The following is an 18,483-nucleotide window of genomic DNA, read 5'->3' on the forward strand; positions in this document are numbered from 1 at the left end:
GATTTCGACCCCTCCGAGGAGTCACTTTCGCCGACTTCCTCGCCACTGCCCCGCAGCCCTGTGCGGCAGACGCCCCGGCACCAGCCCACCCGGCGACTAAACCGACCCGCCGAGCCGCACCCACGCGACCGCCCCACGGTCGTTCACAGCCGACGCCGCGACCCCCGTTTGTCCCGCTGCCCGGGCCATCACACCTCATGCACCGCCGGGCCCACGTCGCGAATCGCGCCCGGCGCAGACACCGCCGGGGCGCCCGTCTTGGGGTGAGCCCAAGCCGGAAGGCTCGGCGACGGTTGTTCCCGGTCCTGACTCCTCGGACTCGTCGGAATCGGTCTAGGGGCGTGTGACGATGAGCATCCACAAGCTGACCGCCGGGAGCGGGTACACCTACCTGACCCGGCAGGTCGCCACGCAGGATGCCGACGAGCGCGGACACAACGGGCTGGCCTCGTACTACACCGCCAACGGCGAAACACCCGGGGCGTGGGTCGGGTCAGGCATGGCCGGCCTGGAGGGGCTGTCCGCCGGCGACGAGGTCACCGCCGAGCAGATGACCAACCTGTTCTCCCTCGGGATCCACCCACTCGCAGGACAGCTGGAAGCCGCGGCCGCCGAAGCAGGTCTGAGCGTCCGCGAGCAGGTGCAGGTCAAGTACATCGGCCAACCGTTCCCGCTCGCCGGCGACGAGGTCTCGCAGTTCCGCCGCCGAGTGGCGGTGCGGGTCGGGGAACGCAACGCCGAGCTGGGCCTGCCCACCGGTAGCGCGGGCAGCCTGGAAGACCGAGCGCGCATCCGCACCCAGGTCGCGCTCGAGGTGTTCCGCGACGAGCACGGGCGCGACCCGGCCAACGAGCGCGAGATCGCCGCGACCATCGCCCGTCACTCCCGCCCGCGCACCTCGGCGGTGGCCGGCTTCGACCTGACGTTCTCCCCGGTGAAATCGGTCAGCGCCTTGTGGGCGGTCGCGCCGGCCCACGTGGCCGCGGCGATCGAACGCGCCCACAACGCCGCCGTGCAGGACGCGTTGGCGTACCTGGAGAAGCACGCGACCTGGACCCGCGAAGGCCATCAGGGGGCACGCCAGGTCGAGACCCGCGGGCTGATCGCGGCCGCGTTCACCCACCGCGACTCGCGCGCCGGCGACCCGGACCTGCACACGCACGTCGCGGTCTCCAACAAGGTGCAGACCAAGGACGGAGGCAGGTGGCTGGCCCTGGACGGGCGGGTCCTGTACAAGGCCAACGTCGCCGCCTCCGAGACCTACAACACCCGCCTGGAGCATCACCTGCGCGACGCGCTCGGTCTGGTGTTCACCGCCCGCCGCAACACCGACAACCGCAAGCGGCCGGTGCGCGAGATCGTCGGGGTCGACCCGGCCCTGAACGAGCGATGGTCCGCGCGGCGGGCCAGCATCGAGATCCGCCGCGCCCAACTCGCCACCGCGTTCCAGGCCGACCACGGACGCCCCCCGACCCCCATCGAGTCGATCCAGCTGGCGCAGCAGGCCACCCTGGAAACCCGTCAGGGCAAGCACGCACCGCGCAGCCTGACCGAGCAGCGAGACGCGTGGGCCGCGCAGGCCCGCGACGTCCTCGGCGGCCAGGGCGGCGTCGACGCAATGATCCGCGCAGCGCTCACCCCCGGCCACCGCGGGGTGCGAATCGACACGGCGTGGATGAACACCACCGCGGCCGCCATCGCACACACGGTGCAGGCCCGCCGTTCGCACTGGCAGCGATGGCACATCGAGGCCGAGGCGCTGCGCCGGGTCCGCGGCACCGACCTGCCGCCGGCCCACCTCGACCGCGTCGTCGACCTGCTCGTCGACCAGGTCCTGGACACCCACTCGATCGCCCTGACCCGGCCACGCAGCGGCGAGGAGCAGGCCCCAGACGAGCTCAAGCGCAGCACCGGGGAGAGCGTCTACCGGATTCACCGGTCCACGATGTTCTCCTCGGCAGCGATCCTCGCCGCCGAGCAGCAGATCCTCGACCTCGCCGGCCGCTGCGACGGCGCCCGGCTCCCCGCCGGGGCAGTCGAGGCGGCGCTGCGAGCCAGCGCGGATGCGGGGCGGCCGCTGAACGCCGGGCAGGCCACCTTGGTGCGGGAGATGGCGACCTCCCGGGCACGGGTGCAGCTGGCGATCGCCCCCGCCGGAGCCGGCAAGACCACCGCCATGCGCGCCCTCGCCGCGGCGTGGACCAGCGCCGGCGGGCAGGTGCTCGGGTTCGCCCCGTCCGCGGCCGCAGCCAGCGTCCTGGCCGAGAACATGGACGGGACCACCGACACCATGGCCAAGCTGATCTGGCACCTCGAGCACGACGCGCTGGCCAACCTGCCGCAGTGGGTTGCCAGCATCGGCCCGCGGACCCTCGTCGTGATCGACGAGGCCGGGATGGCCGACACCCTCTCCCTGGCCCGCGTCATCACGTTCGTCACCGACGCCGGCGCCTCGGTCCGGCTGATCGGGGACGACCAGCAGCTCGCCGCGGTCGGCGCCGGCGGGGTCCTGCGCGACATCCAAGCCCGCCACGGCGCCCTGCACCTGAGCGAGCTGATGCGCTTCACCGACGCCGCCGAGGGTGCCGCCTCCCTCGCACTGCGCGACGGAGCCCCCGAAGCGCTCGGGTTCTACCTCGACCGCGGCCGGATCCACGTCGGGGACCTGGCCACCTTGACCGAGCAGGTGTTCACCGCCTGGCGAACCGAGCGCGACGCCGGCCGTGACGCGATCATGCTCTCCCCCACCCGTGAGCTCGCCACCACCCTCAACCAGCGCGCCCAGGGCCACCGCCTCGCCACCCCTGGCACCACCCGGACTGCGCAAGCACGCCTTGCCGACGGTTCCCGCGCCGGCGTCGGCGACCTCATCATCACCCGCACCAACGACCGCAGCCTGCGGATCACGGCGACCGACTGGGTCAAGAACGGCGACCGGTGGCAGGTCACCGCCATCGGCCACGACGGCACGATCACCGCCCAGCACGTCAAGAACCGGCGCGTGGTCGAGCTGCCCGCCGCCTACGTCGCCGCCTCCGTCGAGCTCGGGTACGCCTGCACCATTCACACCGCCCAAGGCGTCACCGCGGACTCCAGCCACACCCTGTTGACCGGGGGCGAGACCCGACAGCTCGCGTACACCGCCGCCACCCGCGGCCGCGGCGCGAACCACCTCTACCTGGAGGTCGTCGGCGACGGTGACGAGCACGACATCATCCGGCCCGAAAGCACCCACCCGGCCACCGCCGTCGACGTGCTCGAGCAGATCCTGGCCCGCGACGACTCCGCCCGCTCGGCCACCACCATCACCCGGGAGGACACCGCCCCGGCCACCCTGCTCGCCGACTCCGCCGCCCGCTACACCGACGGTCTCTACGTCGGCGCAGCCGTACTGCTCGGCGCCAAGGCACTCGAGACGCTCGACGAGGCCGCCGAGCGCGTCGTCCCCGACGTCACCCGCGCCAACGCGTGGCCCACCCTCCGCGCCCACCTGGTGCTGCTCTCCGCGCACGGCGTCGACCCCATCGCACAGCTGCACGCCGCCGCCACCGGCCGGGAGCTCGACACCGCCGGCGACGTCGCGTCCGTCCTGGACTGGCGCCTGGACGACACCGGCCTGCGCAACGCCGGCACCGGGCCGCTGCCGTGGCTGCCCGGCATCCCCGCCGCCCTGATCGACGACCCGCAGTGGGGCCCCTACCTCGCCGGGCTCGCCGCGCAGGTCCGTCAGCACGCCACCGACGTCGCACAGGCCGCCACCAGCGCCGACCTGCCCGCCTGGGCCCGCCAAGGACAGGCCCGGCCCGCCCCGGCCCTGCTCGCCGACGTCGCCGTGTGGCGTGCCGCCACCGCCATCCCCGACACCGACCGGCGACCCACCGGTGCCGCCCAAGACTCCAAGGCCCCCCGCTCCTGGCAGATCGGGCTCAACGCCCGGCTCGCCGGGAACCGCGTCCCTGCCCTGGCCGAGTGGGCCGAGGTGTTCGACCGGGTGCTCACCCACCCCCGCCGTGACCCGTTCACCCCCCTGCTCGCCGAGCGGCTCGCCGCCCTCGGCCGAGCCGGCCTCGACGCCCCCACCCTCCTGCGCCGCGCCCTCGCCGGGGGGCCGCTGCCCGACGAGCACAACGCCGCCGCACTGTGGTGGCGCATCGCCGGTCACCTCTCCCCCGCCGTCGCCGCCGCAGCCGTCACCGACCACACCGTCGCCACCGCCTGGCCCCCCCGCCTCGCCGAGCTCCTCGGCGACGACCTCAACGCGGCGCTGCAGGCCAGCAGCTGGTGGCCCACCCTCGTCGCCACCGTCGACCACGCCCTCGCCCGGGGCGCCCGGCTCGAGGACCTGCTTACCGACCCGACCTCCAGCGGCGAGGACGTCGACCCAGCCCAGGCCCTCGTCTGGCGCATCTCGGTGCTGACCGACCCGCCCCCCATCGACGAGGACCGCGACCACCGGCCCGAACCGGGTGACGACCACGCCGGCGAGGCCAACCCGTTCTGGGAGGACGACGTGCCCACCAACCACGTACCCACCGACACCGAGTGGACCGTCATCGCACCGGCCCACTCCCCCGCCGACAACACCGCCCGCACGGACGAGGACCAAGCCCCCGCGACCGATGCCGGCCAGGCCGCCCTGACCCTCGCACTGGCCGCGGCCACCCGCCCCTACGCCGGTGTCCTCGAGCCGAGCGACCACGAGATCGAGACCGCCCTTTCCCGCGCCCACGCCGCCGAGATCGCCCCGGTCAGCCCTGAACGGATCCTCGAGCTGAACCGGCTCACTCTGGACTACTACACCGCCGCCTTCCGAGGCTCCTGGGCGCGCCCCTACCTCGCCGACCGGCTCGGCACCGACCTCGCCGGCGACCCGCACGCGCGCCCCGGCTACGCCCCGGCCGGGTGGACCCACCTGGTCACCCACCTTCGCCGGCTCGGCGCCGACGACGACGAGCTACTCGAGGCCGGACTGGCCAGCCTCACCCGGGGCGGCCGACTCATCGACAGGTTCCGCGACCGGCTCGTCCTTCCCATCACCGCCCCCGACGCCGACGGGCAACCCGCGACACTCGGGTTCGTCGCGCGGGCCAACCCGACCCTGGCGGGCGCGGGCCCGAAGTACCTCAACACCCCCGACACCGTCCTGTTCCACAAGGGCGCCCAGCTCTACATCGCCGGCAGCACGCAGCCCGACCCAGGCGCAGCGCCGGTGCTGGTCGAAGGCCCGCTTGACGCCCTGGCAGTCACCGTCGCCGGCGCTGGCCGGTACGTCGGGATGGCGCCGCTTGGGACGTCACTGACCGAAGAACAGGCCGCCCAACTGGCACGAATCAGCAAGCATCAACAACGCCCGCCCGTGATCGCCACCGACGCCGACCTCCCCGGACAGGTAGCCGCGCACCGGGACTACTGGCTCCTGACCCAGCACAACCTCGCACCCCAGGCCGTGACGCTGCGGCCCGGCACCGACCCCGCCGACCTGCTCGCCGAGGGCGGCGCTTCCGCGCTGCGAAGCGCGCTGACCCATACCCTCCCGCTCTCCCGGGCACTGCTGAACGAGCGGCTCACCCACCTGCAGGGCATTACCGCCTTGCGCCAAGCCGTCGTCGTTGCCGCCGCCGCCCACCCCCGCGAATGGGTCAACGCGATCGAGCGGACCGCTCAGAGCACCGGCATCCCGGCCGAGGTCGCCCATCGCGAGCTCGCAGGCGCGGTCCGACAATGGGACACAGACCCTCGCAGGGTGGTCGCCGAACAGATCGCGCAAGTGACCGAACGTCGGAGCCGTCCCACCGCCCGCCCAGCCGGGCACCCAGGTGCCCCCTCGAACCAGCCCCACCAACTCCCTCAAGCGAGCACTATCCAGCCAACTGCCCCCCGCCCCTGAGCTCCATGAGGCGAGTCGCCCGCGACCGGCAACTTCCCCGGCCGCCTCGATCAGCCGCACACTTCACACCACCCCGCTGGAACTGCGTCTCTTCGCCCCTGAGGGGCTGGCCGCGGGACATGCCAGTTCGCTCACGTTCCGTTGGCGTCGTCGCGCACGGCGGTGCCCGCCGGAGGGCGAGCCCGGCGCCAAAGACAACTGGCTGCCGTTGAACCGATCCCAAACGCTGAAGGTCTTCGGGGAGGATCGAGCAGGACCCGCTTCACCCTCGAATGAACCCCAAGGACCAAGAGGACATCGCTGCGCCTCCCCAGCTCGCTTGATCCGGTCATCGCCCGCGTGGCGGCTGGGTGTCCTTCGAGCTGCAGATGCGGCCCCGTCCGAGCAACTCTATTGTGCGTCGGGTTCACCCTCGGGTCGTGTTACCGAATCCTGCTCTCTACCAAGTTCTTCGATGATGATCGCCGGGTCAAGAATTGACGGAAGCTCCCGAGGCAAAGGCACAAACTGAGCATCCTCGGTGTCCGCCGTGTTGCGAGTCGTACCCAGCCAGCGAACCGTTCTCCAGTTGACGACTGGGTCACTCCGCTTGCTGGCTGTTCGCCGCCATAGCGATGCGCGTTCAGCCATTTCCGTGGCCGCAGCGGAAATCAGCCCGACGTCTGGCTCCGGGTGTACGCCTGCAGCGAGGCCCCGCGTCGCCGATTCCGGCTCTTCTGGGTCATACACGATCTCGGTTGGCCGCAGATCAACGTCGACGCCCCCCACCCCATACTCATCCGGAATCCCAAGATTCTCGCGGACCCAGACGGGGTACACGTCTCCAGTAGGCGTGACCAAGGCGAACTCCGCTTTGCCGCCTTGCCCATTGGATTGCCGGACGGCGCGTAAGTTCAGTAGAACGCCCTCGACCGAAGTGAGTTCCGCTACGGTGCGAGCGCGTTGGCGGAGTCGGGTCAGCCAGCCGTTGCGACGATCCACAGTAAGCCGCACGAAAGGTATGCCCTCGTGGTAGGCCTGCAGGGTGAACCAACGCGCGAAATCGGGCCACGCGTCGAGCGTTGACACTTCTCGCCGAAAGAGGGCCTCGCGGGCCCAAGCCTCCGACAGTGCGTCCTCCCGCAGACTCTCGCACTTGGCGATTGCAGCCTCGAGCCGAGGAATCGACGCAGACGCCACGGTCGCAGCGCGTTCCATGTCTTGCGTAGGGCCTGCCCATCGACCTTCGGGCAAATCGGGATCCTGGGTTCCTTTAATCAACCCATTCGCTAGCAACTCTCCGAACATCTCCGCCCGGTGAGAGGCGGCGTCACGATCCGCAACCATCCTCTTAGCGTCGTGCAACTGTTGTGTCAAACGGAGCTCTTCGCGCTTGAGGTCCATCGCTCGCGTGAAGTTCTCAAGGACACCGAGGCGCGCCGCGCTGAACCGTTCAAGGGGCGGTCCGCCAAGCAGGTCTGCTATAGGCTCCGCCGCGCGAGGTCCACGATCTACTTCGCGGATCCAGAGGGCTGCGCCGACAGCGACGACATCGTAGCTGCCTAGTTCATCACCCAGATCAACGTCAGTATCGAAGGTATGAATGTCGGCCAGGGCCACGACAGGTCGTAGCCGGTCGCCGGCACACATGAAATACAAACTTGCGGCTTCATGGATCAATTCGCTCTTGCTGAGCTTCCGATCTTCCTTCAGACGGAAGGCATCGGGTTTGCGATCAGAGTTAGGATCACGAGCGTCTTCAAAGATCGCATAGAGCCCGTTCATGTCAGAGGGCGTCTTGCCAAGTCCGTTTTGGACGCGCTGACGCACGCCGTCGGTGAGCAAATTGTGCTGCGAGCCGATGAGAACGACGAGCGCTCGACGCCCGTCCACCAAGCGATGGCTTGCACCAAAGAGTACGATTCTTTGACCATAGCCACCACTCTTGCCGAACCCGCCACCGATCGCTTCCGTAGCGAGCGATCCGTCCATTCGCAGCAGAACGTGCTTCTTAAGGTGGGGGGCGTCTAGTAGCGTGCCGATGCGTTTCGCGGAGGCAAGAGCGCGGGTCGCCTCTGCCGCGGCATCTACTCGAGCCCCTAGCTCGCCAAGGTGATCTACAGGATCCTTATGCTGGTACTTGAGATCCACGCCACCCATATCCCCGGCGCGGGGGGCGAGAGTCAACTCATCCAACTCCCAGTAGGCCTCACGTTGCCCTCGGACCGACGGAGTACCGAGCTCGGCCTCTACGAGGCGCGGAGAAAGGTAGAGATACGCACCAAGGACTTCTGGGTCCATGAACTTCTTCGCCCTCCACCTGTGGGACTAGGGCCGCCACCAGACTGTGAGCGGGTGCTCGGCAGGAAACGGGTACAGCATGGCCTGCCGAGTCTAAGCAAGCACGGCTACGACGACACGCCCCGCGCAGGCGCATATCCCACACCCGACTGAGGCTCTGCCCTCAATCGCTCCTGCCGGGCGTCGTCGACGTAGCGTCCGTGTCAGTCGCGGCCTTGCTGGAGGCGCCAGGCGGCTTCGACGGCGCCCTCGGCTCCCGGATCGCCGTCGGCCAGGTCTGCGATGACCATTCATGCGCTTTGCGATCAGCGCTCCCCCTGACGGTGGGGCCGGGGGGCCAGTGCGCGGTGACGCGCATCAGCCCACCGTCCCCTTAACAAGTCGAAGCCGTCCCTCTGTTGGGGCTTCGCCGAGGAAACGACAGCGGAACTCTGCCTCGGTTACGACCATCAACTTGCACAGCTCAGGAATCGAATAGCCCTGTGCCACATAGGCGTCGATGACGTGACGCACCAGTGTGGGCTCCTCGCGAGTGAACTCTCCTGGCTCGCGCTTCCTCCCGCCGGGCAACTTGTTGAGCTCCATGTACAAGGTGCGAGCGTGTCGCTCTGTGATCAACCCGAGGGCGCTTGCCCGGTAGATGAGAGAGGCGAGCGACACCCGCCAGTAGGCCTTCAAAGGCCCAAGATCTCGGAACCTGACGTTGCGCAGCTTGGGTGCGATGTCGTTCTCGGGCATCAGCAGCGCGGACGCGAAGGAGTCGGCCTCCTTCTCCATCTCTTCGCTGGCGACTCCTTCATGCATAATCAAGTGGCCGATCTCGTGCGCTAACGCGAAACGTTGGGCCGACGGCGGGAGCCGATCGTTCAGAAGGATGATGTGGGTCCCGTAGCCCTTGGCGCCGGGCATGCTCATCGCCCGGAGCTTCTCGTGGCCGAGGTCCATGAGGATGACTGGGGTGCCTGTCGCTTCGACGACCTTGACCAGGTCCGGAAACGGGCCATTGGGAACCTGCCAAATGGCGCGAGTCAGTGCAGCCACCTCGGAGGGGGACTCATGCTGGTCGACATTGAGGTTTGGGAAGGGAAGGGTCACAGGCACGTCAAAAGTGCGGAGCAGGTGCCCGACATGGAGCCGGGTCAACTGCGCCTGAGCGTTTGCGGCCTTGAGCGGCTTGGCTGGAAGGGTAAGGCGCTTCTTGTGGAAAATGTCGAAGAGGGTGCCGGGAAGAAGATCGTCGTGCTGGTAGAAGATCTCGGGCACTACCCCTGCAAGCTCGCTCACTTGCTGCACGAACTGGGGCGTAGGCTCCTCGAGCCCGTTCTCGACCTTCGACACGCTCGCTTGTGAGAGGCCGACGTAATCGGCGATCCCGGTCTGGGTCAAGCCGGCTGCATCCTTGACCGTCGTGAACATGGTGGGGCTGAAACGCATGGTCGTGTCAGGAGCTGCGGTCGCGGAGGCGGATGGAGTCGAGCGCCCGCCAGGGCGCGTCGAGGTCGGGCATCTCGATCAGCGTCTGCGTGGGAGCCGTGTTGCCTGCCGCGAGGTCTTCGAGGTCGATGATCCACTCGTCCGCTGGCGACGTGATGACGCACTGCTCCACGCCCGCTTCCGCGGTGTCGAGCTTGTAGCCGAACATCACGTTCGGAAGGTCGAGCTCGGGGAAGTAGCCGCTGCGGGCCACCTGTCGCTGAGCGCGGGTCGGGTAGTTGCGCGTGAGCAGCTGGCGGTCGTGCATCTTCGGCCGCATCATGACGCTCTCGCGCAGCACGTAGAGCGGACGGTCGTGGCGCTCGTCGCGGCGGACGCCCTCAAGGTCGCACAGGTCCGCGTCGGCCCGGGTCACCATGTAGTCCCAGACGATCGCCGCGCGCGTGGAGCGGTGGAACCGCGGGCGGCCTTCGCTCACGTAGTCTTCCCACGCACCATGAGTGATGTCGATAAGGACCTGAGCGCCTTCGGGTCCCACGATGTGTCGCACCATCGCCTCGCTGAGCATGGATCCTCCTCCGTGGTGGCATATGGCCGTAATATTATCACCCGTGCTTGACAGTGCTTGGGCGACTCGCCGGGGCAGGAGTGGCCACCGCACTACGGCATGAACCGGCGCCTCCGGACCGGGGTTGGCAGATGAGTCGTGTGAACCATGACGCGAGCGTTGTCCGTCCGGTCGTCGCGAGAAGTCGATCGGCGCTCCGCTCGATTTCGCGGCGAAGGCGGGGCGCCACCTCGACCAGCAACAGAGCGCCGGCATATGCCGACGCCGGCAACTTGCTCGACAAGACGGTACGAGCATGGGCGGATGGCGATGAGGACGCTGCCGGTCTCGATCTACTGGGGGCCGGACTCCGCCGCCGACCTGTCCACTCCCGAGGCGGTGAAGAAGGCCTACGAGAACATCGTGCGTGATGGCAGCTCGCGGAAGCAGAAGGAGCTGTCAACGCGGACCTGCTGCGGCGGGTGTGATCGCAACTTCGTCTGCCGAGCCGGTGCCGCGATGCGTGGCAGGCCCGCTTCCCCGAGCTGGTCGACCGGTAGGAATGCCGCCGCACGCTGGAACACCAGCGTGCGGCGGCGACACTGATCCTGGAGGCGATCGGCGAGGACGCCTTCGCGTTGGCGGGGTCGGGCACCATCTGCGATCACGGTGTGATCCTGCGGGCGACCAGGACACTGACCTGGCACGGCGGCCTACTCAAGAACCTCGCCAGTGTCGCCGTCCACGAGGGTTGGCCGTGCGTCGTCGCCCAGGATGACGCGGAAGGCCCGGGCGGGTGCTGACAGTGGGGTGGTCGGCGGTTCGGGCTGGAGTGTCTCGGTGTCGGCGGTGAACGCTCGGCGCCGGTCGGTGCTGGCCTCCTGTGAGGCTTGCCGGGTGTAGCGGCCGTGGGAGGGCCAGGGCTGGTGGTCCTTGTCTTCGCAGTGAGTCTTGGTGCGGGTCCGCAACCGTTCAGCGAACGCAGGCAGGGCGTAGCGGTGCCACTCCTCGAGGGGGTCGCTGGTCAGGGCGACGCCGCAGCGGTAGCGGAGGTCGGCGATCACGGCGATCTCGTGGACGAGATGGGGGTGGCGGGGCCAGCAGGCCGGGATCATCGCGTCGGTGTCCCACACGTACTCGTGGTTGATCCAGAGCACGACGTCGTCGAGCCAGCGCCACAGCTCGAACCGGTCGGCCGGTTCGGTCAGCGAGGCGGGGTCCCAGGGGCGTCGGAGCAGGCTGAAGGGGCCGAGTGCCTTCTTCTCGTTGTCGGTGCCGTACATCGCTATTTCGAGCTCGCGGTACGCGCGGGCGATGCGGCGACCGGGCTTGGGGAACGCGGCGACCATCGCCCGAGGCTGCGGGAGAGCGGTGTTGGTGGGTTGGGTGGTCACGGGTGCAGGTCCTCAGTGTCGTGGGTCAGGCCCCGGCGGCGGGCTTCGGCCTCGGCGGCGGCGGCCCGTGCCCGAGGGTCGACTTGTCGGGCGTGCCCGGCCGCGACTTTCGCGCGAAGGTCGGCCTGTTCGGCGAGGAGTCGCCGGCCAGGTTTGCCGTCGATGCAACGGTGCAGGTTGGCGATGATCGGGCCGGCGGTCTCGGCCAGGACCAGGGCGTGCCGCTCCTTGAGCTGGCGCAGTTCGGCGGGGGTGAGGATGGGGATGTCGTCGGCGGTGTACTGCCGGCCGCCCATCCGGCCGGTCTGATAGTTGCTGCGGGTGACCCGGACCTGGCCGAGCAGGTCGGAGATCTCCCGGTTGAACGCGACGTCCTTGGAGCCGCCGAACACGACCAGGGCGTTGGTCAGGCTGAGCAGGGTGCGGGCTTCTTGTTCGCCGAAGATCGCGCTCAGCTGGGGCCAAGCTTGAGCAGCCCACAGGAACGAGATGCCCAGCGCTCGCTCGTTGGCCATCCGGGTGCGCAGCGTGGGCAGCGGTGCGGTGGAAGGCAGCTCGTCGAGGATCGCGTGGAACGGGGGGCACAGCCTGCCCCACGGTGAGGTGTTCGCCACGGCCAGGGCCGCGTCCAGGACGTACTCGGCGAACGCGGTCATCAGCGGGGACGCGGAGGCGTAGGGGTCTTCGCGGCCGAGGAGGTACATGGTGCCGCCGCGGGCGATGACCTCCTCGATGTCGGTGGCGTCCTGACCGGGACGGGGCACGCAGCGGCGGCGAATGTCCTCCTGGAAGAACAGGGACATGGCCTGTTGGACGGTGGTGACGGTGTTGCCGGCGGTGCGGTCGTCGCCGTGCAGTGCGCCGTGGAGCAACCCGTCCCAGAACGGGGCGGCGGCGGGGTGCTCCCGCAGGATCTCCAACGGCGCCGACGCTCCGAGCGGTTTGGCGACCCAGCCCAGGACGTGCTCGAGGGTGCGGCCGGTGAGGGCGGCGGCGTGGAAGAACCCTTGCAGCACCTTGGCGGCCTCGGCGGCGTAGAACCGGGCGGCGTCGTCCGCGTGGCCGCCTGCGACGGCACCCTTGACGGTGCCGGCGGTGAACGCCTTGGCTCGTCGCTCGGCGATCACCGGGTCGACGCAGCCGCGGATCGGGTCCCACACGACCTCGGGGAGTCCCGGCACGAGCCCGAACGGATCGAGCACCACGCACGGGCGGTCACCGGTGGACCGGCACGGGAAGGACAGCAGCAGGTCGTCCACCTTGGTCAGGGTGGTCATCGCCGCGCCGGGCGCGTCGAGCAGGGCCGGGACGAGCAGGTCGAGGGTCTTGCCGGAGCCTTGCGGTCCGATGACGCCAGCGGTGCGGTCCCACGGCACCCACAGCTCTCCCCCGTGGGGCTCTCTGGCCGTGCCGAGCCTCCACCCGACCTGGTGGGGCGCGAACCGCCTCACCGCCGGGCTCCCCTGCCGTACAAATCGGGTCGGATGACCTTGGCCTGCTTGCGCAGCCGGGTCCGGCCCAAGGTCGCCTCGGCCTCCTCCCGGGTCGCCATGCCCTGCATCCGGCGCGACCCCCACCGGTTCCACGCCCACCTACCTGCGATGACGAGCACGGCCAGCATCGCCGCCTCGGCGGCGGCGATGCACGTCCACATCAGCGTCGGTGTCGCGGCCACGCCGACGCCGGACACCCCGGCGTCGGCGTGGCCGCCGACAATGCCGGGCAGGCTGGTGAACAGCTCACGGCGGTCCACGAAGACCCACCCGTTGCCGGCGAGAAGGTTCGCGCCGGAGCGCCCGGCCTGGATGCCGAGCAGGAGCAGGAAGGCCACTGCCATCGTCACCGCGACCGGCACCTCCCAGGTCATCGGGTAGGGGTTGGTCCGTCTGGAGTGCTGCATGGTCTCTCTCCTCCTGGTCAGCGGGCGGGTGGGCCGGGGTCGTCGTGCCGGATGGGTGTCGGGGTGGCTCGTTCGGCGCTGGTGGACCGCTCGTGCCGGCCGCTCGCCGGTGCAGCCGGCGGCCCCGGGTGCAGGCCCATCAGCTGGTGTAGGCGGGCGTGAGCGTCACGGGTGGTGGCGGCGTCGAGCCGCACCGGGTCCGGTGTGGTGCCGTAGTGGTCGGCCAGCTGCTGGGCCAGGTCCGGGCGCCGCTCGACGAGCAGGTGCAGCCGGCCGCGCAACTGGTCGAGGCTTCTCTCGAGGTCGGCGGTGGCCACGTGGGGGCTGGTGGTGCGGGCGGCCGCGGACGCCACGTACGTCGATGTCCCAGGAGACGATCGCCACGATGCCGTCCTCCACGGTCGGGGGTGTCAGGTTCATGCGAGCGTCCTCTGCGTGGGCTGGCCGACCCTCCAGATCTCGAAGATCGAGTGGCCGGTGTAGCGATAGGTGAAGGACCCGACCCCGTAGCGGGTGCTGAGCGCCTCGACGGTGCGCTGGGTGGCCGGGTCCAGCACGATCTGGACGTGCCCGATGGCGTTCGGGCCGAGGTAGCTGTCGATGAAGATCAGGTCCCCGGGCTGCTCCTGCCCGGGGGTGACCCGGTAGCCGTGTCCGGCGGCGAGCCAGTTGCGTTGGGCGCTGGCCGTGCGCGGCAGGCTCACCCCGATCTGGGCGTAGGCGGCTTGGGTGAACCCGGAACAGTCCCAGGCGTCCGGGCCGGAGGCGCCGAAGACGTAGCGGTCCCCGGCGTGGGAGAGCGCCCAGGTGAGCACGGTGGCGACCTGCGGTGAGGACACCGCGGTCAGGGACGGGTCGCCTTGGCCGCCGGGTCCGCAGTCGCTGGGGTCGCCGGCGATGATCCCGCCGCCGTAGGCGTAGGCGTAGTAGAGGACGTCGTTGACGTACCAGTCGGCGTGGTTGTACGCCAGCAGGGCTCGGCGCACCCCTTCGGCGCCGCCGGTGGTCAGCCCGGCGGCGGTCAGGTAGTTCGCAGCGCTCATCACCGAGTCGGCCGGGTTGGTGATGACCGCCTTGCCGTCCCGGTCGCCGTCGACGCCGTAGCTGGCCCAGGTGGCCGGCATGAACTGCATGAGTCCCTGCGCGCCGGCGCTCGAGGTGGCGGTGGTCTTCCCGTGGCCGGTCTCCTCCATCCCGACCCCGGCCAGGACGGTCCACGGCAGGTGGTACCTGTCGGCGGCGGCGAGGTAGAGCGCCTTGACGGCTGCCGGGATCGGCAGCGGCGGGTTGTGCAGCGACGCCAGGCGGGGCGTGCGTGGACCGGGCAGTGGGTACCCGATGCCGCCCTCCTGCGCGGCGGGCGCCGTGGTCGCGTCGGAGGGTGACGGTGAGGCGGCGACCGCGACCCCGTTGAGCGGGGCGCCGTGGGCGAGCATGAAGGGCACCGGGTCGACGGGGTCGCCGTCGACGCGGACCTCGAAGTGCAGGTGGTCCCCGGTGGAGGTCCCGGTCGAGCCCTCGACGCCGAGCCGCTGTCCCATCCACACACTTGCCCCGGCAGTGACAGCGGCGTCGATGCGGGCGAGGTGGCCGTAGTAGGTGCGGACCCCGTCGCCGTGGTCGAGCACGACCAGGTTGCCGTACCCGCCGGAGACCCCGGCCGCCGCGACGGTTCCGGCGGAGGCGGCGACGACCGGACCGGCGTCCGGGGTAGAGGCGAGGTCCTGCCCGGTGTGCATGCGCCAGTCACCGTGGATCGGGTGCAGCCGCATCCCGAACCTGTCGGTGGTGGTGTACCCCTGCTGGAACGGGGGCCGCCACGTTCCGGTCGCCGGCATCCCGGCGAGCGTGCACGTACTGGCGGCAGCGGCCGTGGTGACCGTGGCGGCGAAGACCACCGCGAAGGCCAGCGGCGTCACGGCCAGCACCAGCAGCGCGGCCAGTGCCCATGCGAGCTGCTTCATCGCCGTCTCCTCCCCGGCGTGGTCACGCCGCGCCGGCGATCGCCTCGTTGGTGAAGGTCAGCTGCTCTTCGACCGGGTGCAGCCGGGTCTCGACCTTGTATGCCTGCTCCCCCACCAGCCACAGCGCCCGGCCCTTGCGTTGCATCGCCCACCCGGTCATCACCTCGCGGGCCTGGGTGCCCAGGCCGAGCATGGTGTCGAGCTCCCCGGCGACGGCGGCCTTCTGCCCGTGCAGGATCTTGATGTCGGCCAGGTGCATCAGGTCGCGGGCGATGTTCGCGGCCTGGGAGCCCTGGTCGCCGACGGTGAGCATGTCCGACGGTTTGTGCGCGTTGGCCCACTGGATGTCCCCGCCGCGGCCGGCGACGCCGCGGGAGAGGCGGAAGTCCTCATCGAGGCTCTTGACCGCCTCCACCCCGAGGCGCATCACCTTCCACACCTCGTCGCGCAGGACGATCCGCAGGTCCCCGGGGGGTGCGATCTCCCGCATTCCCCGGCCCCAGCTGTTCAGGCACACCAGCGCGATCCCGACCGCCTCGTCGCCGAGGGGGTTGAGCCGGGACAGGGACAAGGACTGGATCGGGGCGCTCCAGTCGACGTCGATGTTGGTGTGGTCGTCGAACAGCCCGGCCAGCGCGCCGGAGACCAGCTGCCCGAGCGCGTCGCGCAGCAGGCGGGTCTCGTCGAGGAAGTGCTGCCGGTCCGAGAACCGGCACGCAGCGACGAGGTCGTCACTGGGCTCGTCGAGCGAGTGCCACAGCCGCGGGATGGTGGTCTCCCTCAGCGTCGAGGCGGCGCGGGAATAGCCGGTCAGGTCGCGCAGCGCGGCCTTGACCGCCGACTCCTCAGACGGCCCGAAGGGCACCCGTTCGTTGCCGATCCTTTGGGAGCCGACCAGTGCGCGCACCAGGGTGAGCCATCGGCTGAAGACGACCGCGGCCCGGCTCTGCGCCTCCGCCGCGGACAGGTCCGCCCAGCCCTGGCCGAGCGGGCCGAGGCCCAGCGGGTTGATCCGTGCCGACATCCCCGGACCGAGCGTGAACGGGGTGACCCCGAAGAAGCGGCACAGCTGCTCGTACTCGTCCTTGGGGTCGCCCAGGATCAGGACCCGGTACCCGAAGTCGGTCATCCGCAGGCAGAACGCCTTGGCGGTGGCGGACTTGCCGGTGCCCGGTTTGCCCATGCAGATCACGTTGGCGTTGGTGGCCGGGATGTCATCGCGCAGCACCCACCCCACCGGGTCGGCGTAGAACGCGGCACCGCTCAGGACGTCGACGCCCATCTGAGCACCGGTCGGCGGCAGACCCGGGCCGGCGATGAACGGCCAGAACGCGGCGGCCTGGTCCGAGGCCATCCGGTAGGAGGCCACCGGCGCCGACGCCGGCACCCAGCCGCGGCCGGCGCGGCGCACCCCCCGGGACGGGACGTGCCGGAAGAGTCGCATCTGACGTTCCTGCGGCGGCGACACCCGGGTGCGGGGTAGGTCGTGTCCGAAGTCGGCCAGCAGGCGGGCCATGTCCCGCCCGGTGCCGGCGGTGCGGCGGGTGGTCATGACGCCTTCGACCGGGTCAGGCTCACCCCGAGCGGGACCACCGACGCCGCGAACGCGACGTCCTGGGCGAGGTCCAGGCGCAGCGGGGCGAACCCGGACCGCCGGATCGAGGCGTCGAGCAGGCGTCCGTACTCGGCCACCCGCGCCGTCTTGGACACGGTCACCGTGCACACCGCGTAGGGCCGGGTCATCGCCGACCCGCGAGCCAGCTTCGCCTCGAGGGTGCGTACCCGTTGCGCGTCGTCCCGCGCCCTGGTGGTGGCCTTCATCCTCGCCTTCTGGCGGATGCCCTCGCCCATGTCGGCTGCCCACTCGCTGCTGGCCGACTGCCGTGCCGCCTTGCTGTGGCTCAAGATCGGGTAGGCGACGAGGAAGGAGCGCCGCTCCCCCGGACCGGTCGCGGCCAGCACCGGCGCCAACGCCCCGACCAGCGCTCCCTTGACCGGCAACCGGATCGTGGAGGACACCGAGTTCCATGCGTCGTGGCTGTAGTGCCGCGCGGCGGGGTCCGCACCTGAGGGCCCGGCCAGCGCCCACGGCACCTCGCTGTTGACTTCGTCTCCGGCCTGCGCGGCCAACACTGCGTCGATGATCCCGGCCCGGTCCCCGGGTGCGAACCCGGTGCGGCACGCGACGGCCAGCTCGGGGCTGGTCAGCCACGAGACGCTCGTGGCGCCCAAGCCGCCCTTGAGCTGGGACTCCACCTCGGCCATCAGCCCGTACATGACGTGCGCGCGGGCCTCGATTCCCCGGCCGGTCTCCTTGGCGGCCTTTGCGATCCGGCGCTCGGGGACCACGATCGTGACGAATGCTTCGGTGCGTACCGAGGCCCGGGTCAGGGCCGCTTGGAGGTCGTCGTTGACCCGGCGGACCTGCTCCGGGCTGCCGGGCCGGCGGTGCCGGGCGGTCCACTGGTCACGTTCGGCGCCGTCCTCGGGGACGGTGCGGACCAGGACGAGGATCTCCTCGATCATCTCGGTGGTCGCGGCCTGGTCGATCAGCTCGGCCAGCCCGCGAGCCATCCGGTCGCGGTCCTCGCCGTCGCGCAGCCCGGTCCCCGGGTGCACGACCGCGGCGGTCGCGGCCCAGGTGCGGGCGAGGTGGTTCTGGATGATCGCCACCCGCGCCCCGGCCAAGCCGGTCGGTGGCCCCTCGTGGATCTCCACCCCAGCCAGCGACCCGGGCAGGTCGAGAGCGGCGAGGTCGTCGACCTCGCCGGTGGAGGCCTTGGAGCGGTACCGAGTCCACCCGGTCAGTGCGCCCGCGGCGAACGTCGTGCTCGCCAGGATCCACCCGATCGCCGAGCGGCCCCGCACCGGGACGACGGTGACCACGGTGACCGCCGCGCACCCGAACATCAGGATCGCCGCGGTCGCCCACTGCTGTTCCTTCAGGGACCAGAACATCGGCAGCGAGGACAGCGCGACCACACCGGCCTGCCACCCGGTCAGCCCGAACGGGAACCACCCGATCCGCGCCTTCGAGTATTCGTCGTAGACCTGACTCATGACATCTCTCTCCTTGG

12 protein-coding genes are annotated in these 18,483 nt (G+C 70.3%); 2 read left to right on the forward strand and 10 right to left on the reverse strand.

All coding sequences use genetic code 11. The features are described 5' to 3' along the window. Nucleotides 1–349 precede the first annotated feature (349 nt). Nucleotides 350–5,887 (forward strand): MobF family relaxase, encoded by a 5,538-nt coding sequence (mobF, locus tag LG324_RS12895; RefSeq protein WP_404348440.1) that lies wholly within the window; start codon nucleotides 350–352, stop codon nucleotides 5,885–5,887. Between the two features lie 390 nt (nucleotides 5,888–6,277). On the opposite strand, the gene LG324_RS12900 is transcribed toward mobF, so the two are convergent. The 3 genes from LG324_RS12900 to LG324_RS12910 form a co-directional block, all read right to left on the reverse strand. Beyond that, the gene (locus LG324_RS12900; RefSeq protein WP_404348442.1) at nucleotides 6,278–8,017 is read right to left on the reverse strand and encodes a hypothetical protein; all 1,740 of its coding nucleotides are present in this window, start codon (nucleotides 8,015–8,017) and stop codon (nucleotides 6,278–6,280) included. Between the two features lie 507 nt (nucleotides 8,018–8,524). Beyond that, the gene (locus LG324_RS12905; RefSeq protein WP_404348444.1) at nucleotides 8,525–9,583 is read right to left on the reverse strand and encodes an ImmA/IrrE family metallo-endopeptidase; all 1,059 of its coding nucleotides are present in this window, start codon (nucleotides 9,581–9,583) and stop codon (nucleotides 8,525–8,527) included. Between the two features lie 25 nt (nucleotides 9,584–9,608). Continuing rightward, nucleotides 9,609–10,169, reverse strand: a complete 561-nt coding sequence (locus LG324_RS12910) for a hypothetical protein (RefSeq protein WP_404348446.1) — start codon at nucleotides 10,167–10,169, stop codon at nucleotides 9,609–9,611. Nucleotides 10,170–10,472: 303 nt separating this feature from the next. Between LG324_RS12910 and LG324_RS12915 the strand changes: the two genes are divergently transcribed. Next, nucleotides 10,473–10,754 carry a hypothetical protein gene (locus tag LG324_RS12915; protein WP_404348448.1) on the forward strand — a complete coding sequence of 94 codons (282 nt, stop codon included), beginning with the start codon at nucleotides 10,473–10,475 and terminating at the stop codon, nucleotides 10,752–10,754. 107 nt (nucleotides 10,755–10,861) lie between these two features. Here the strand turns inward: LG324_RS12915 and LG324_RS12920 are convergent, their stop codons facing one another. The 7 genes from LG324_RS12920 to LG324_RS12950 all read right to left on the reverse strand — a co-directional run bounded on the left by LG324_RS12920 (nucleotide 10,862) and on the right by LG324_RS12950 (nucleotide 18,466). Then, complete coding sequence (locus LG324_RS12920; protein WP_404348450.1) at nucleotides 10,862–11,542, reverse strand: hypothetical protein; 681 nt, start codon at nucleotides 11,540–11,542, stop codon at nucleotides 10,862–10,864. After that, the gene (locus LG324_RS12925; protein WP_404348452.1) at nucleotides 11,539–12,918 is read right to left on the reverse strand and encodes a type IV secretory system conjugative DNA transfer family protein; all 1,380 of its coding nucleotides are present in this window, start codon (nucleotides 12,916–12,918) and stop codon (nucleotides 11,539–11,541) included. The genes LG324_RS12920 and LG324_RS12925 overlap by 4 nt, the downstream gene beginning before the upstream one ends. 71 nt (nucleotides 12,919–12,989) lie before the next feature. Next, nucleotides 12,990–13,442, reverse strand: a complete 453-nt coding sequence (locus tag LG324_RS12930; protein ID WP_404348454.1) for a hypothetical protein — start codon at nucleotides 13,440–13,442, stop codon at nucleotides 12,990–12,992. Nucleotides 13,443–13,459: 17 nt separating this feature from the next. Beyond that, entirely contained in the window at nucleotides 13,460–13,759 is a 300-nt protein-coding gene (locus LG324_RS12935; protein ID WP_404348456.1) for a hypothetical protein, read from the reverse strand. Between the two features lie 99 nt (nucleotides 13,760–13,858). Further along, a complete protein-coding gene (locus LG324_RS12940) occupies nucleotides 13,859–15,406 on the reverse strand; it encodes a peptidoglycan DD-metalloendopeptidase family protein (protein ID WP_404348458.1) in 1,548 nt (515 codons plus the stop codon). Between the two features lie 22 nt (nucleotides 15,407–15,428). Next, on the reverse strand, nucleotides 15,429–16,958 hold the full coding sequence (locus LG324_RS12945) for an ATP-binding protein (RefSeq protein WP_404348460.1): 1,530 nt from the start codon (nucleotides 16,956–16,958) through the stop codon (nucleotides 15,429–15,431). Further along, nucleotides 16,955–18,466, reverse strand: a complete 1,512-nt coding sequence (locus tag LG324_RS12950) for an SCO6880 family protein (protein WP_404348461.1) — start codon at nucleotides 18,464–18,466, stop codon at nucleotides 16,955–16,957. The genes LG324_RS12945 and LG324_RS12950 overlap by 4 nt, the downstream gene beginning before the upstream one ends. Nucleotides 18,467–18,483: the final 17 nt, after the last annotated feature.

It is taken from the genome of Phycicoccus jejuensis (assembly GCF_044797865.1).
In the GTDB taxonomy this organism is placed as follows: Bacteria; Actinomycetota; Actinomycetes; order Actinomycetales; family Dermatophilaceae; genus Phycicoccus; species Phycicoccus jejuensis.

Bases quoted from the DNA above. Each gene is read 5' to 3' on its own strand.
- mobF (WP_404348440.1), top strand. From the start codon at position 350: ATGAGCATCCACAAGCTGACCGCCGGGAGCGGGTACACCTACCTGACC.
- LG324_RS12905 (WP_404348444.1), bottom strand. From the start codon at position 9,583: ATGTTCACGACGGTCAAGGATGCAGCCGGCTTGACCCAGACCGGGATC.
- LG324_RS12910 (WP_404348446.1), bottom strand. From the start codon at position 10,169: ATGCTCAGCGAGGCGATGGTGCGACACATCGTGGGACCCGAAGGCGCT.
- LG324_RS12915 (WP_404348448.1), top strand. From the start codon at position 10,473: ATGGCGATGAGGACGCTGCCGGTCTCGATCTACTGGGGGCCGGACTCC.
- LG324_RS12930 (WP_404348454.1), bottom strand. From the start codon at position 13,442: ATGCAGCACTCCAGACGGACCAACCCCTACCCGATGACCTGGGAGGTG.
- LG324_RS12940 (WP_404348458.1), bottom strand. From the start codon at position 15,406: ATGAAGCAGCTCGCATGGGCACTGGCCGCGCTGCTGGTGCTGGCCGTG.
- LG324_RS12945 (WP_404348460.1), bottom strand. From the start codon at position 16,958: ATGACCACCCGCCGCACCGCCGGCACCGGGCGGGACATGGCCCGCCTG.
- LG324_RS12950 (WP_404348461.1), bottom strand. From the start codon at position 18,466: ATGAGTCAGGTCTACGACGAATACTCGAAGGCGCGGATCGGGTGGTTC.